The organism is Paenibacillus sp. FSL R5-0486, assembly GCF_037975155.1.
GTDB lineage: Bacteria > Bacillota > Bacilli > Paenibacillales > Paenibacillaceae > Paenibacillus > Paenibacillus amylolyticus.
This window is the reverse complement of sequence record NZ_CP150237.1, coordinates 4,529,614-4,544,438: the sequence shown is the minus strand read 5'-3', so window position 1 is coordinate 4,544,438 and position 14,825 is coordinate 4,529,614. Positions and strand designations below refer to the sequence as shown.

The window sequence follows — 14,825 nt, the reverse complement described above, 5'->3', positions numbered from 1 at the left end:
ATGGATGAACGAACGGAGCACACAGGCCAGGAAAATAGTGAAGGTATAACGGAAGAGATGTTACACAAGTCTGCTTATGAGATTCAGAAGGAAGAAGAGGAGAAAGCGTACAGTAAGAAAAAACAAAATGAGATGTCCGACAGCATTGAGGAATCTGTACAATATTGGCAGGAAAACGATGATATCTCCCCACGCATGAGTGAGAATAGATATACACTGCAACAGGTACTGGGGCTCGGAGAATCCTTCGACGTGAATATGAGGGAAATGGTTCTGGGTGGCAAGCACGTTGGGTTGCTGATGATCACCGGCTTCGCCAAGGATGAGATTTTGCTTGAAGTGTTGAAAAGACTGACCTATCTCACGCCGGATGACGTGTCCGGACATGCTCTCAAATCTTATTTTGAATGTTACATTCCCCATATTCAGGTGGAGAAAGTCGAGAAGATGAGTGCGGTCATCAACAAGGTTCTTACCGGTATGAGCGCAATGTTCGTTGAAGGAGACCGCTCGGTCTTAATTATGGATACCCGGAGTTATCCAGTACGTTCACCCGAAGAACCTTCCTTGGAAAGGGTAGTCCGAGGTTCCAGAGACGGCTTTACCGAAACACTCCTGACTAACGTGACCCTGGTGCGTCGCAGAATACGCGACCCGGGACTGAAGTTTGAGATTATGCAGGTAGGGCGGAGAACACAAACCGATGTCTGCGTGGTGTATATTGATGATATTGTGGATAAAGTGCAGGTCGATTCAGTTCGTGAAAAAATTCAGCGAGTAGATATCGATGGTATTCCCGCAGCCGATAAACAGCTGGAGGAAGCGATTATCAACAAGGGTTGGAATCCGTTCCCACTCGTTCGATATTCCGAGCGACCAGATGTTACAGCTTCTCATTTGCTGGAAGGACGAGTCGTCATTTTCGTAGACACTTCTCCGAGTGTGATGATTCTACCTACGACCTTCTTCGACCTGTGTGAACATGCGGAGGAGAACAGACAGACCGCCTTGATGGGGACGTATTTACGATGGGTGCGTTTTGCAGGGATTCTCATCTCGTTGTTTTTGCTACCACTATGGCTTCTGATGGTTATTGACCCTTCGATTAAACCGATGGGACTTGACTTCATTGGTCCGCAGGAAAATGTAAAGCTACCGCTGATTCTACAGTTTCTACTGATCGAACTGGGCGTCGATTTATTACGGATGGCAGCGGTCCATACGCCTACACCTCTGGCATCGGCTATGGGCTTAATCGCGGCCATTCTAGTCGGGGATATCGCGGTGAAAACAGGATACTTTGTCAATGAGGTTGTGCTCTATATGGCCATCGCAGCCATCGGTATGTTTGCCACGCCAAGTTACGAATTGGGTCTCGCCAATAGGCTGGTCAGGCTGGTTCTGCTAGTCGCTGTTGCGATATTCAAGGTTCCGGGGTTGGTCGTGGGCTGTACATTACTCATATTGGCGCTCACCGTTCACCGGTCGTACAATTCTTCGTATCTCTGGCCTTTTATACCGTTTAATGCAAAGGCCTTGGGCAACTTTTTATTCCGGCTTCCGCTGCTGGAAAATAAAAAACGTCCATCATTCAATAAAACCCGTGACAACACCAAAATGTCCGATGATCCGGACGGGGAACTGCAAAAAAGTAAAAAACACAAATGATCTTCCAAAAAATCCATTCATCTCGCTGCCTAATTTGATATACTGGTGTAAAATCATTGGAATATCAATTGTTCCAGTATATAAAAAGTGAGGAATGCAGATTATGTATTTACATGGTACAAGTAAAATAAATGCGCAAGGGCATCTGGAGATTGGCGGAGTTGATGCAACAGATCTGAAAGAACAGTTTGGAACTCCCCTGTACGTTGTGGACGAGCAATTGGTTCGTGAGCGTTGCAGAGAGTACATGGAAGCATTCCGTGCTTCCGGACTGGGCTTCCAGGTTGCTTACGCAAGTAAAGCATTCTGTGTAATGGCGATGTGTGCCCTTGCAGCTGAAGAAGGACTTTCCTTGGATGTTGTATCTGACGGTGAACTGTTTACTGCACTGCAAGCAGGATTCCCGGCTGAGCGCATTCACTTCCACGGTAACAACAAAACGCTGGAAGAGATCGAAATGGCTCTTGATGCAGAGATTGGATGCTTTGTTGTTGATAACTTCAATGAATTGCATCTGTTGCAGGCTGTAGCAGCGGACAAAAATCGTAAAGTAAACATTTTGCTTCGTGTGACGCCTGGTGTTGAGGCACATACGCATGAATATATTTCTACAGGTCAGACGGATTCGAAATTTGGATTCGATATCGGTAATGGTACAGCATTTGAAGCGATTGACTTGGCTTCCAAGCAGTCTAATCTGGTATTGCTCGGTGTGCATTCCCACATCGGTTCCCAGATCTTCGAAGTTGAAGGCTTCCAGATGGCGGTTCAACGTGTTGCCGAATTTGCAGCAAGTGTATATGAGCGTCTTAATGTTGCTTTCAAAGTGGTTAACCTTGGTGGTGGATTCGGAATCCGTTATATCGATGGAGATACGCCACTTGAAGTTGCACAATACGTGAAGGCTATTACAGACGCCGTTAAAAATCATTTTGCTCAAATCGGCTATGCCGTACCTGAGATCTGGGTTGAGCCAGGCCGCAGCATCGTGGGTGAAGCGGGAACAACGCTATATACCGTTGGAACAAGCAAAGACATTCCAGGTGTGCGTAAATACGTTGCCGTTGATGGTGGTATGACCGATAACCCACGTCCTGCTTTGTATGAATCCAAGTATGAAGCTGTGCTTGCCAATCGTGCGAATGAGGCTGCTCAGGAAACAGTATCTGTTGCGGGTAAATGTTGCGAGAGTGGCGATATGTTGATCTGGGATCTGGACCTGCCAAAAGTGGAAAGTGGCGACCTACTCGCTGTAGCTTGCACAGGTGCGTATAACTACTCCATGGCGAGCAACTACAACCGGATTCGTCGTCCAGCCGTTGTCTTTGTCAAAGACGGTCAAGGGGATGTCGTGGTACGCCGTGAGACGTATCAAGATATCATCCAGAATGACCTGGTACCTGCGCGCATTGGAAAACAGCCAGTTACTCGCTAATTCGTCAAAAGATAATGCGTTTCTGCATTATTCAAGATATAGGGATTTTGCAGTTGAAGCAGATGAAAAAGGAACTTCCTTTTTTGTCTGCTTTTTGAGTATTTGAGCTAAATCATGAAAAAAGTTGCCGTTTTTTTTGCGATCCAGACATTTTCGGTGTACACTAAGAAAAGTGCTGTAATGCTTGGCCCAGGGTCATGCGTTCTGGCACCATTAACGATGGTCAATACGAAAGGAGTCATTTACATATGGCGAAACAAGCGAAAATTAAATTGGCAAACGGCGGAGAAGTTCTGATCGATCTGTTCGATCAAGAAGCTCCAAACACAGTAGCAAACTTTGAGAAACTGGCTAATTCCGGTTTCTACAATGGTCTTACATTCCACCGCGTTATCCCGGGCTTTGTAGCTCAAGGCGGATGCCCTAACGGTAGCGGTGCAGGTGGCCCAGGTTACACAATCAACTGTGAAATTAACCCAAACAAACATGAGCGCGGAACACTTGCTATGGCACATGCTGGCCGTAACACAGGTGGAAGCCAGTTCTATATCTGCTACCAACCGCAACCACATTTGGATGGACAACATACTGTATTTGGTAAAGTAACTAAAGGTATGGAGTTCGTGGACGCTTTAGAAGGTAAAGACAAAATGGAAACTGTTGAAGTTGTAGAAGCTTAATACCTTCACCTTAACTGGATCCAAACATGAAGTGCTTCTCTTATAGAAGCACTTTTTTTATTTTTACATACTTCAAATCGATAATTAGAAAGGATGAATAAAACCTTGGATATGGTTACTCAGCTAAGCTTGTTAAAACAAATTTATAGTGAGCGCACGTTGTGGGATGAAGAATTGCAGGCATCGCGCCATGTCGTTCCGGATAGTCTATCCGTAAAGGATCGAGAAGCGCTTGAGACAGCCGGGCATGAACCGAATCGCTTTGTACGTCCGCAACATGATGAAACGATTACTGAGCTGAAAAAAGTTGCGAATCAATGGACGATCAATGATGCAGCGCAGGCCTTTGTATCCTCTTTGTGGTCAGCACCCATGATCTGGCGCTCGTTGCTTACGGGCAAGCTTATTGCGAGCAGTATGCCAAGTCATGAACATACGCCATATCCATCTTCGAACACTTGTAAGATCTGCGGATTAAGTGTAGATCAAGCAACCGACACAACGCTGCAATGGTATTGGCGGATGACCAATGGAACCCCGTTGGACGGTGATCCTTTTGGATGCGTGTTGGCACTTCGAGAGCTGGCTACCGCACAGGAGCTTCCAATACCCAATGAGTACGACCGCTGGACATTCCGTGCGGTGTTAACGGTGCTGCGCGAATTACCTCCCAAAACACGTTACAGCAAGGCAGCAGTAGCGCTCAAGAAGGAACGTCTTTTGCCTACACAGAAGGAATATGCTTACCGTGATTTGCTTGAGACGTTAGCTCTGATTGGCATATTGGATACGCCGGAACATCCCGGAATGATCACGGAATTCACCTCTTATATGCAGCGTGACGCACGCCCCAATGTGCGGGTGGAAGTGCAGGCCCCTCTGGCGTGGTGGGACTCATCTGTCGGAATTAATGAGAACAACCTGAACAAGATATTTCATGATTTTGATCTGAATAATATATCTCTTGCGGATAAGCCTGATGAGAGTCCAGCTCTAAAGGACACGATCTTAGGGGCATTGGAGAAGAAGAGAAGTGTTCGTGGAAAAGTACCAAAGGCATCTCCTGATGCAGGTACCGGGGAGGTACAGTCTGGCGATGTGTATGCTGTTCGGGTCCGAGAAGGTGTATGGGTGACTGTATATTGTCATGAAGTCAGAGACAAGCGCGTCATCGTTGAATATCTGGATGGTGTCTTTCCAGAGATGCCGGGTAAAGCAGATTTGCATGGGACGTTTCGACCGAGAGCGAATGGACGCTGGAAATGCTCGGCTATTGCGATCGATTCCACAAGTTGGGTCAGAAGGGTGGCAAGAGAGTTCCCGCTTCCGACTTCGCCCCTGCAAGAACCTGATCGCACTCCATTCCATAATGCCAAAGAATTAAAGCATATGGCGAGCTGGTGTTTTCCTGATATGTAGAATGATACGATGGATGTGAAATGTGTCTCCAAACAAAAACCGTGCCTCCTTGAGAGGAAGCGGTTTTTTGTTGTTTCTTAGCTTATTAAAAGTTAGTATGTGACAAAAAGGAACAAAAAACAATTGATTTTTTGGCATTAAAGTGCTAACATCCAAGTAATAACGAAAGCAATCCTTCAGGGCAGGGTGCAATTCCCTACCGGCGGTGATGCAGGAAGTGTAAGGACCTATGTGTCCAGCACTTGATGCAAAGTCCGTGACCTGTCTGCCATTGGCAGATGGCTGATCTGGTGTAATTCCAGAACCGACAGTATAGTCTGGATGGGAGAAGGAGAGGTGCAGACCTAACAGGTTTGCATTCAGCAGGAGTATTGCTGCACAGTCACGATTTGTGATGTCTTGCACTGTGCAGGGAAGATCCGGTTACGCCGGACAGTTCCATACATATGCCGCACTATAAAAGCTCTTTACCTGTAATTGATGTTCATTAAGGTATGTGTCTATTTTCACTTGCCCGAAATGAAGTTTTGGGCAAAGTGTTGGCGTGCTGTATCCATTTCACTCCTGCTGGTGACATTTGTCTCTCATCATCCCCATCGAACTGATTGTTCGACGGGGATTTTTTAATAAACAAGACTTTAAACCGCGGGGTGAACGGATTTGGAAATGATCAATGATGAATTTTATATGGCACTGGCATTGGATATGGCGGAACGAGCACAGGGACAGACGGGGGTTAATCCGGTCGTTGGATGTGTAGTTGTGAAAGAGGGTCGTATTGTAGGCCTGGGGAGCCATCTGAAACGTGGAACCGGTCATGCAGAGGTGCATGCACTTAACATGGCAGGCAGTGATGCAGAAGGAAGTACGGTATACGTTACACTTGAGCCTTGTAGTCATTATGGCAAGACGCCACCTTGTAGTGAACGCCTGATTCATGAAAAGGTGAAACGTGTTGTGGTATGTTGTGAAGATCCAAATCCGCAAGTATCCGGCAGGGGTATAAGCATGCTTCGTCAACAAGGCATTGAAGTTGAAGTTGGCGTACTGCGTGAGCGTGGAAGACGCATGAATGAAAAATTCATTAAGTTTATTACAACGGGTCTACCTTTCGTGACACTGAAGACGGCTACTACTTTGGATGGCAAAATTGCAACGCGCAGCGGAGACAGCAAGTGGATCTCTAACGAGCCCGCTCGTGAGATTGTGCATGCCCTTCGTCATCGGCACCAGGGAATTATGGTTGGCGTCGACACGGTAATCGCCGATAATCCGGAACTTACAACCCGTTTGCAAGTCGAAGGCATTAGTCCAGTGCGCATTGTAGTGGATTCCAAGTTACGTCTTCCCGTAGGTGCCAAAATGGTTAAGGATGGTCTTGCTCCAACATGGGTGCTGACAACAGACGAAGCCAGTCCTGAAGCTGCTGAACGTTTGGAAGCCTACGGCGTCGAGATTATACGCTGTGGTCCTGGACCACGTGTGGATCTGTTAAACGGACTTAGCAAGTTGGGTGAGCGTGACATTGGTTCAATTTTGCTTGAAGGTGGAGGTACCTTGAATGGAGCTATGCTGGAGGCACGGTTGGTTGATCGACTGCTCATGTTTATCGCTCCGAAGATTGTAGGCGGTTATGATACACCTGGAAGCTTCCGCTTCGAGGGTGTGGAACGTATGAATCAGGCGATTCAATTGAATCAGTTGGAGATTGAACAAGTTGGAGATAATATCAGCATTGGCGGTATTCCGGTGTGGCCTGAATAAATAAATGGATTTGAAAGTAGAAAGTTAGGTTCTTTATAACTTGAAAAAGGGAGGCGGCAGCATGTTTACCGGTTTGGTGGAAGAAGTCGGTCAGATCCGGCGTATTGGTCGGAAAGGCGAAGCGATGGTCCTGAATATCGGAGCTTCCGCCATCATGGACGATCTGAAGATTGGTGATAGTGTAGCAGTGAACGGCGTGTGCTTAACTGCGACAACGCTCGAAGGTGGAGGTTTTACCGCCGATGTAATGCCTGAAACCTATCGCCATACCAATCTCAGTCAGCTGCAATCTGGCAGTAAAGTTAATCTGGAGCGGGCCATGCAATCAGGCGGTCGTTTTGGCGGACATATCGTTCAGGGTCATGTCGATGGTACTGGAGTGATTGGCAGTATAACACGTGATCAGAATGCAATTGTGTTTGAGATCAAGCCTGATGATCACCAGTTGTTCAAATATCTGATCCCCAAAGGATCGGTTACACTGGATGGCATTAGCTTGACCGTTGTCCATACATCGGATACCGCATTCACGGTTTCCATTATCCCGCATACCATTGGTGAAACTGTACTAAATGTGAAAAAGACAGGGGATACCATTAATATCGAATGCGATATTTTGGGCAAATATGTGGATCATCTGCTCCAGTATGGGAGAGGACATCGGGAGACGGGTACTGGCAAGCCGCGCAGTATCAGTGAAGATTTTCTCTCCAATCACGGATTTGCATAAATAGAGAACAGAAATTAACTGGAGGTGGACCAATGTCAGAACAATCCATTCTGGACACAATAGAAGAAGCCATATATGATCTCATGCGTGGTAAACCCGTCATTGTTGTGGATGATGAAGATCGGGAGAATGAAGGCGATTTTATCGCTTTGGCCGAAAAGGCGACGCCTGAAGTCATTAATTTCATGATTACTGAAGGTAGAGGTCTGGTCTGTGTTCCGATTACACAACAACGTGCGGACGAACTTAACCTGAAACCGATGGTTCAACAAAATACGGATTTCCATGGAACAGCCTTCACCGTCTCTGTGGATCACAAAGATACAACAACAGGTATCTCGGCACATGAACGCTCTATTACCGTGAAAGGTCTAATCGATCCTGAGGCAAAAGCCGGGGACTTCCGTAAGCCTGGTCACATGTTCCCGCTGATTGCAAAAGACGGCGGTGTACTTCGTCGTGCCGGACATACGGAAGCGGCTGTAGATCTCGCTATCATGTGTGGTTCCTACCCTGCTGGCGTTATTTGTGAAGTGATTAAGGAAGATGGCACGATGGCCAGACTTCCGGATCTGCAGGAGATTGCCCGCAAGCATGATCTGAAGCTGATCAGTATTCAGGACATGATTCGTTACCGTAACGAAAAAGAGCAGCTGGTTCAACGTGAAGTGGCTGTGCGTATGCCGACGGACTTTGGTGAGTTTCAAGCGGTGGCTTATACAAACGCTGTGGACAATAAGGAACATGTGGCTCTGGTCAAAGGAGAAATTGATGGTTCGAAACCTGTGCTAGTGCGTGTGCACTCCGAATGTTTGACAGGTGATGTATTCCATTCGCATCGTTGTGACTGTGGTCCGCAGTTTGATGCGGCACTCAAACAGATTCACGAGGAAGGCAATGGCGTACTGTTATATATGAGACAGGAAGGTCGGGGGATTGGGCTGATCAACAAGCTCAAAGCCTATAAGCTGCAAGAGGAAGGTATGGATACTGTTGACGCAAACCTGAGTTTGGGTTTTGCTGCTGACTTGCGTGATTACGGAATTGGCGCTCAAATTCTAAAAGACCTTGGAGTTCGTCAGATCAGACTGTTAACTAACAACCCTCGTAAAATTAAAGGCCTTGAAGGATATGGACTTGAAGTGGTAGAGCGTGTCGCGATCCAGATGGAGGAGAACGAGGACAATACGGTGTATCTTCATACCAAGCAAGCCAAGCTGGGGCATATGCTCAAGTTTGATGATATCGAGCAGAACGAACAGTAAATATATTTTAGATGAATAACGTTCACCATGTAATTTATGGAAGAGATTACTTAGGGATTTCCGTTACTTACATTACATTATACCGTTAGGGAGATGACTTGAATGCCACAATTTTTTGAAGGACATTTAGTATCAGAAGGATCCAGATATGGAGTTGTCGTTGGACGTTTTAACGAATTCATTACCAGTAAATTGCTTAGCGCAGCACTCGATGCATTCAAACGTCACGGCGTTCAGGATGATGAAGTGGATGTAGCCTGGGTTCCAGGTGCGTTCGAAATCCCTTTGATTGCGCAGAAAATGGCGGAGAGCGGCAAGTATGATGCGGTGATTACCCTGGGAACCGTTATTCGTGGATCAACTACGCATTACGATTATGTGTGCAACGAGATGGCTAAAGGGGTAGCAGCAATTAACCTGAAAACTGGCGTGCCTACAATCTTTGGACTGGTTACAACAGAAAATATTGAACAAGCGATTGAACGTGCCGGAACCAAGGCGGGTAACAAAGGTTGGGATGCAGCTACGGCGGCAATTGAGATGGCAAACTTGACGAAACAGCTAAAATAGTGCTTATTTAATAGTAGTGCCCTGCTTTGCGCAGACGAACACGGGAAACCGGATTCGGACGGCTTAGCAGGGTTTTGTATTTTTCTGGCGGGAGGATTCGTCTAGTGACGGTAGTTACATACAAACTGGAGACTTTTGAAGGGCCTTTGGATCTGCTGCTTCATCTGATTGATAAGGCTGAAATTCATATCCAGGATATTCCCATCAGCGATATTACCGATCAATACATGGCGTATCTGCATTCGATGCAGGAACTGGAACTGGATATTACGAGTGAATTTCTGGTCATGGCAGCAACATTGCTGGCGATCAAGAGCAAACTTTTATTGCCCAAACCACCGGTCATTGAGGACTTCGAGGATTATGATTTTATGGAAGAAGAAGATTATGATCCACGTGCAGAGCTGATTGCACGTCTGATAGAATATCGCAAGTACAAGGGAATTGCGCGTCATCTTCATGAACGGGAGTGGGAACGCAGCCTTATATTTTCCAAAGAGCCCGAGGATCTGCGCCCCTATATGCCCGTAGAAGCCCAATCGAATCCGGTTGAGGGTTTACACACCTCTGACCTGATTGCAGCCTTTCAGAAGGCGCTACGCAAGGCTGAGAAGCGCACAACTGTAACTCGAATCAAACGGGATGAGATTTCGGTTAAAGACCGGATACGGGATGTCATCGGCGCTTTGGAAAGTATGGGGCCGGGAGGCAGACTGTTATTCTCCAAGTTGATGGATGAGCATATCTATCGCCATGAGATTGTTGTCACTTTTCTGGCGGTGCTGGAACTGATGAAGATGAAGCAGATTGTCTGTTATCAGGAACGGATGTTTGAGGATATTGTTATGGAGTGGAGAGGGGAAACAAAGAATCATGGATTTTCCGAAATTGAAATCGATTATTGAAGGCCTACTGTTTTTGTCCGGAGAAGAAGGTCTGAGTATCAAACAAATCGCCGAGATCGTCGACCAGCGAGTGGAACTTGTAACGGACGCGATTGAGGAGATGATTCATGAATTTTCACAGCAGGGACGAGGTGTACAGATTCTCAAGATCGCGGGTGTAGTTCAGTTGGGCACCTTGCCTGACCACGCTGTATATTTCGAGAAACTGGCATACTCTCCCGCGCGTACGTCCTTATCCCAAGCGGCTCTGGAGACGCTGGCTATTGTAGCGTACCGGCAGCCCATTACACGGGTAGAGATTGAGGAAATCCGCGGTGTAAAATCGGAGCGGGCCATCCATACGCTTGTGAATAAGGATCTAATTATTGAAGTGGGACGAGCCGAGGCGATCGGACGACCAATTCTGTACGGAACAACCAAGTCATTCCTCGATTATTTCGGACTGGCTTCAATTAAAGACCTTCCGGAACCGGGCTTGTTCGAAGATTCGGAAAACCTGGAAGAAGAGACACAACTGTTGTTCAACAAACTGGATTTGCAACAACTGGAACCGGAAAGTGCTGATCCAACAGATGATGCAAGTCAATTTGACAACGAAGACGATAATACGGATTCTTCACTCTAATTTGCAAGCTCATACTAACCGACACCCATCAGTGGAGTCGGTTTTTTTGTGAATTATTTTAGATAAATTGAACTAAAGATTTTACACATAACGGAGAGGACAGAAATAATCTGAAGAAACGGAGTGTTCGCCTTTATCCCCGGACTTACCCTTTAGAGAAGGGAATCAAAAAAATCTGGGGATAACAGCGATCGGAAGGTTATTCTGTCATCGGAGTGACCAGTGTAACTAATCTTTAGTCCAATTTGTGTATATAAAAGGTTACGGACCGATTCCAAACAAATATGAAATGGGATTTTTAGGTCAGACGTGAATTTTTTCCTATTCAGAGTGCCATACTAGACGAGAAAAGAATTGAGGGCTTGGAGGTAAGGCCTGTGTGGATTTGGCTTGGAGGAATCGGTTTGTTGTTCGCATTGCTGATTGCCGCAGTCCTCATCTCAAATGTTCATGTACATTTTACATTCAGTAAACATAAAAGTGATGATTACGCCAATATTAATGTTCGTCTTCTCTATGGAATTGTGCGGATTAACTATGAGATTCCGAGTATTGTTTTTCGCAATATGAAGGAAGGTTTTCTGGTCAAGACCGAACAATCCATGAATCATTCGAGAGGCGAGGCCCAGGGAAGCGAGCGGGTCAACAAACGCAAAGTCAAAAAGTGGGCTAAAGATGTAAAAATTATGCTTAGGGCAACGGACGCGCTCAAGCTGTGGCTGAAGCAAACACTTACACGCGTACATATGACCCAACTGTCCTGGGCTACCCACATCGGCGTTGGTGATGCAGCATATACAGCGGTGCTGACGGGCTGGGTGTGGAGTGTCAAGTCCATTATTATTGGTTTTCTCACCTATCAGATCCGCTTTGATGAGACACCTGTGCTTCAGGTTATGCCGGTATGGTCTGATGAAATGGAATTTAGAACGGAGCTCGATTTCAGAGTGAAAATTCGGATTACAGCCGTCCTAATCGCTGGAGTTACACTACTCACCCGTGTGCTTCAAGTCGAAGGCGGATGGCGGATGTGGTTCAAGCTTCTTCAGGAACAGCGCCGCAGGCATAAGGAGAAGCAAAAGAAGAAACTTAGTGGGACAACAGTATAAAAACCCATCATAGTCGGTCTGTTTTTGGGAATGTAAGGTTGGGATTTGGTGAGTGTATTTAAAATGCTTATTACATAAGTCCCTTCAAGTTTGGGGATGATATGGTTAGATCAAACCTAGCTTACATTGAAACTGGAGGGAATTTAAATGTCAGATCATCCAATTCAAGGCTTAATGGAAACCGCAATGGAAAATATCAAGGCCATGGTGGATGTCAATACAATTGTTGGCGATGCAGTCGAAACACCAGATGGTACCGTGATTCTGCCAATCAGTAAGGTGGGATTCGGATTTGCTGCCGGTGGTAGTGATTTTCACGTTAATGGAGAAAGTAGTGGCAAAAGTGGTGCTACGGGTACCTCTGCTGAACATGCGAGTTCAGCTAAAGTAGCTTCTCCATTTGGTGGCGGTAGTGGCGGCGGTGTATCCATACGTCCTATTGCGTTCCTGGTGGTAGGTAAACAGGGGGTACACATTGTACCACTCGATAACTCCACACATCTGTTTGAGAAACTCATTGACTCCACCCCTTATGTTTTGGACCGAATTCAAGGCATGTTCCAACGGAATACAACACCAACGAATACAACAGGTGTACCAGTTACACCAGATCCATCAACCTACAGCTGAATCATTTCGTCATGATCCCTCCCGCATCCAAGCGTGAGGGATTTTTGCTGTTTGTATAGCAGATGGTGAGTGTTTTTTCGGAGGTTTCCGTATTGCATGAGACTTATGTCTATGATCCGCCTAACCTAGACATGAAATAGGTTATTAAAGGGGGAACGTTAATGCACAGAGATACCGTGTTTATGGTTTTGTTTGGCTGGCTGCTATCGGCAGTCGTGTATTTGGTAGGAGGAATTGATCACCTGTTTATTGCCGTGACCATCTTTGTGGGGCTGGATTACATCACAGGGGTGCTGTCTGCATGGTATAGGAAGGAGTTATCCAGCAGGGTTGGATGGTGGGGGCTTGCTCGTAAGTCATTGACATTTGTTTTTGTCATTATTGCACATCAACTGGATATGGTTGCAGGCAATTCCAATGATTTTATGAGAGATGCGATGTTAATGTTCATCATTGGTACCGAAGGAATCAGTATTTTGGAGAACATGGGGAAACTGGGCCTGCCTGTACCGAAGTTTATCACTTCAGCACTCTTTAAGCTTCGAGGGAATGAAGATCAAGTTGAAGATAAGGAGAAGATGTCATGATACAGATCAATAAGGATTACATACCTGTGAATAAATACAGTCGGGCCGGACTGAAATTAAAAGCGAAACGTGGAATTGTGATGCATTATACGGCTTCTCCCGGAGCGCCCGCGAAGAACATTAGCAAATACTTTGCAAGTTTGGCACAGCAGGATTCCAATAAAGCAGTGAAAGGTCGTTATGCAAGCGCGCACTTCTCGGTAGATCGAACTTCGATATATAACAGTCTACCGGATGATGAACTGGCCTACCACTGCGGGAGTGCAACATACACGAAGGAAGCGCTAGCCAAACTTGGGACATATCCGAACAATAGTACAGTAGGCATTGAGATGTGCATTGAAAAGGATGGCAGTATTCATGAAGATACATTTAATAACGTTGTAGACCTCGCGGTATACCTAATCAGGGAACGGGGCTTTCCACCCGTCTTCTTCACACATAAAGAAGTGGTTGGATGGAAGGAATGCCCGCTGCCATGGATTAAACAACCAGGTGAATATGAAAGATTTAAGCAAGCAGTACATATAAAATTAAACCTACTACAAGAAGTAGCAGTCACGGAGGATGATGATATGAATACCGTTCTTAATTACGCACAATGGGCCTGGAATGAACTTGATCAGTACATTGGAGATGCCTACAACGACAAGGTGATTGAAGATTGGGCATGGGTAGAGAAGGTACGCAAGAAGAAGTTAACCTATGGAGAGTTACTGTTACTGAAGGTTTTAATTGATGAGCGCAGACGTAAAAAGTCCTGACCCAAAGTACATCTCAGATAGAGGTTATGCCTGTCTGCTTGTTAACCAGGAGTTAAAGTGTGCTGGATCTTTCAAAAAATAAAAATGTTGTATAATCACGATATGGTCAGGATACTCAAGTTCATATTGGGTTTGAATCGATGATTCATCGACGACTCCAATAACAGCGAGTTGATTTGTTTCGATCACATATATTGGTGTGGGTGAGCTCATACAACCATCCTTTCGTTTATTAAGTCAGAGTCAACAGGGGCGATGGAGATATCCATGGTCCCTAGATGACCTATACGAGGCAGGATGGGGAAGGTTAAGCTGATCCGGTTCAAAACGGGTTCAAAATTCAAAAAAAAGCAGAACCCCACGTCGAATGTGATGTGGGGTTCTGCTTATGTAACTACTCTTTTGAGAACGTGTCCAGGGCCTCATCTGTAAGATGGAGTTCTGCGAAAGCCCTGCATATCTTTTGGAAAGATCTAATGGTATTTGTCTCGTACAACATCTCAATGGGATCAAAACCTAACATGACAAGCGAATCCACAAGTTCTGTCTGATCTACTTCTGTATGGTGGAGTGCTTCAAGCATGGTTTCAATAACAGTTAAAAATAAAATGGCTTTATTCACTGTCTCGATTGGTGTCCCCTCCTTCGTAATACTACTAGAATAAGCAGAGGAG

The 14,825-nt window shown here is 45.8% G+C and carries 16 protein-coding genes and 1 riboswitch; of the genes, 14 read left to right on the top strand and 2 right to left on the bottom strand.

The annotated features are described in order from the left end of the window. From MKY01_RS20190 to MKY01_RS20125, 14 genes are all read left to right on the top strand, one after another. Positions 1 to 1,668 (top strand): spore germination protein, encoded by a 1,668-nt coding sequence (locus MKY01_RS20190; RefSeq protein WP_036607848.1) that lies wholly within the window; start codon positions 1 to 3, stop codon positions 1,666 to 1,668. 103 nt (positions 1,669 to 1,771) lie between these two features. Beyond that, positions 1,772 to 3,103, top strand: coding sequence for a diaminopimelate decarboxylase (lysA, locus tag MKY01_RS20185; protein ID WP_017687645.1), 1,332 nt, complete (start codon positions 1,772 to 1,774; stop codon positions 3,101 to 3,103). A gap of 248 nt (positions 3,104 to 3,351) precedes the next feature. After that, positions 3,352 to 3,783: a peptidylprolyl isomerase gene (locus MKY01_RS20180; protein WP_017687646.1), complete on the top strand. Its 432-nt coding sequence runs from the start codon at positions 3,352 to 3,354 to the stop codon at positions 3,781 to 3,783. Between the two features lie 111 nt (positions 3,784 to 3,894). After that, positions 3,895 to 5,202 (top strand): hypothetical protein, encoded by a 1,308-nt coding sequence (locus MKY01_RS20175; protein WP_339287218.1) that lies wholly within the window; start codon positions 3,895 to 3,897, stop codon positions 5,200 to 5,202. A 168-nt stretch (positions 5,203 to 5,370) separates the two neighbouring features. Continuing rightward, positions 5,371 to 5,539: riboswitch (FMN riboswitch) on the top strand. A gap of 323 nt (positions 5,540 to 5,862) precedes the next feature. After that, positions 5,863 to 6,966, top strand: a complete 1,104-nt coding sequence (gene ribD, locus MKY01_RS20170) for a bifunctional diaminohydroxyphosphoribosylaminopyrimidine deaminase/5-amino-6-(5-phosphoribosylamino)uracil reductase RibD (RefSeq protein ID WP_164783406.1) — start codon at positions 5,863 to 5,865, stop codon at positions 6,964 to 6,966. A 61-nt stretch (positions 6,967 to 7,027) separates the two neighbouring features. Beyond that, positions 7,028 to 7,696, top strand: a complete 669-nt coding sequence (gene ribE / locus MKY01_RS20165) for a riboflavin synthase (protein WP_127551008.1) — start codon at positions 7,028 to 7,030, stop codon at positions 7,694 to 7,696. A gap of 32 nt (positions 7,697 to 7,728) precedes the next feature. Further along, positions 7,729 to 8,961: a bifunctional 3,4-dihydroxy-2-butanone-4-phosphate synthase/GTP cyclohydrolase II gene (locus MKY01_RS20160; RefSeq protein WP_076318983.1), complete on the top strand. Its 1,233-nt coding sequence runs from the start codon at positions 7,729 to 7,731 to the stop codon at positions 8,959 to 8,961. 102 nt (positions 8,962 to 9,063) lie between these two features. Beyond that, positions 9,064 to 9,531: a 6,7-dimethyl-8-ribityllumazine synthase gene (gene ribE, locus MKY01_RS20155; protein ID WP_017687651.1), complete on the top strand. Its 468-nt coding sequence runs from the start codon at positions 9,064 to 9,066 to the stop codon at positions 9,529 to 9,531. 104 nt (positions 9,532 to 9,635) lie between these two features. Further along, complete coding sequence (locus MKY01_RS20150; protein WP_127551006.1) at positions 9,636 to 10,436, top strand: segregation/condensation protein A; 801 nt, start codon at positions 9,636 to 9,638, stop codon at positions 10,434 to 10,436. After that, positions 10,405 to 11,061, top strand: a complete 657-nt coding sequence (gene scpB / locus MKY01_RS20145) for an SMC-Scp complex subunit ScpB (RefSeq protein WP_127551004.1) — start codon at positions 10,405 to 10,407, stop codon at positions 11,059 to 11,061. The genes MKY01_RS20150 and scpB overlap by 32 nt, the downstream gene beginning before the upstream one ends. A gap of 377 nt (positions 11,062 to 11,438) precedes the next feature. Beyond that, entirely contained in the window at positions 11,439 to 12,170 is a 732-nt protein-coding gene (locus tag MKY01_RS20140; RefSeq protein ID WP_339283295.1) for a DUF2953 domain-containing protein, read from the top strand. 147 nt (positions 12,171 to 12,317) lie between these two features. Beyond that, complete coding sequence (gene ytfJ, locus MKY01_RS20135; protein WP_036607830.1) at positions 12,318 to 12,800, top strand: GerW family sporulation protein; 483 nt, start codon at positions 12,318 to 12,320, stop codon at positions 12,798 to 12,800. Between the two features lie 161 nt (positions 12,801 to 12,961). Then, on the top strand, positions 12,962 to 13,387 hold the full coding sequence (locus MKY01_RS20130; protein ID WP_036607828.1) for a phage holin family protein: 426 nt from the start codon (positions 12,962 to 12,964) through the stop codon (positions 13,385 to 13,387). After that, positions 13,384 to 14,151, top strand: coding sequence for an N-acetylmuramoyl-L-alanine amidase (locus tag MKY01_RS20125; RefSeq protein ID WP_339283293.1), 768 nt, complete (start codon positions 13,384 to 13,386; stop codon positions 14,149 to 14,151). The genes MKY01_RS20130 and MKY01_RS20125 overlap by 4 nt, the downstream gene beginning before the upstream one ends. A gap of 24 nt (positions 14,152 to 14,175) precedes the next feature. On the opposite strand, the gene MKY01_RS20120 is transcribed toward MKY01_RS20125, so the two are convergent. Then, positions 14,176 to 14,364, bottom strand: a complete 189-nt coding sequence (locus MKY01_RS20120; protein WP_339283291.1) for a hypothetical protein — start codon at positions 14,362 to 14,364, stop codon at positions 14,176 to 14,178. 181 nt (positions 14,365 to 14,545) lie between these two features. Next, on the bottom strand, positions 14,546 to 14,773 hold the full coding sequence (locus MKY01_RS20115; protein ID WP_076328272.1) for a hypothetical protein: 228 nt from the start codon (positions 14,771 to 14,773) through the stop codon (positions 14,546 to 14,548). Positions 14,774 to 14,825: the final 52 nt, after the last annotated feature.

Excerpts from the sequence above, each read along its gene's own strand:
- MKY01_RS20190 (WP_036607848.1), top strand. The coding sequence starts at position 1 with ATGGATGAACGAACGGAGCACACAGGCCAGGAAAATAGTGAAGGTATA.
- lysA (WP_017687645.1), top strand. The coding sequence starts at position 1,772 with ATGTATTTACATGGTACAAGTAAAATAAATGCGCAAGGGCATCTGGAG.
- MKY01_RS20180 (WP_017687646.1), top strand. The coding sequence starts at position 3,352 with ATGGCGAAACAAGCGAAAATTAAATTGGCAAACGGCGGAGAAGTTCTG.
- MKY01_RS20175 (WP_339287218.1), top strand. The coding sequence starts at position 3,895 with ATGGTTACTCAGCTAAGCTTGTTAAAACAAATTTATAGTGAGCGCACG.
- ribE (WP_127551008.1), top strand. The coding sequence starts at position 7,028 with ATGTTTACCGGTTTGGTGGAAGAAGTCGGTCAGATCCGGCGTATTGGT.
- MKY01_RS20160 (WP_076318983.1), top strand. The coding sequence starts at position 7,729 with ATGTCAGAACAATCCATTCTGGACACAATAGAAGAAGCCATATATGAT.
- ribE (WP_017687651.1), top strand. The coding sequence starts at position 9,064 with ATGCCACAATTTTTTGAAGGACATTTAGTATCAGAAGGATCCAGATAT.
- scpB (WP_127551004.1), top strand. The coding sequence starts at position 10,405 with ATGGATTTTCCGAAATTGAAATCGATTATTGAAGGCCTACTGTTTTTG.
- ytfJ (WP_036607830.1), top strand. The coding sequence starts at position 12,318 with ATGTCAGATCATCCAATTCAAGGCTTAATGGAAACCGCAATGGAAAAT.
- MKY01_RS20130 (WP_036607828.1), top strand. The coding sequence starts at position 12,962 with ATGCACAGAGATACCGTGTTTATGGTTTTGTTTGGCTGGCTGCTATCG.
- MKY01_RS20125 (WP_339283293.1), top strand. The coding sequence starts at position 13,384 with ATGATACAGATCAATAAGGATTACATACCTGTGAATAAATACAGTCGG.
- MKY01_RS20120 (WP_339283291.1), bottom strand. The coding sequence starts at position 14,364 with ATGAGCTCACCCACACCAATATATGTGATCGAAACAAATCAACTCGCT.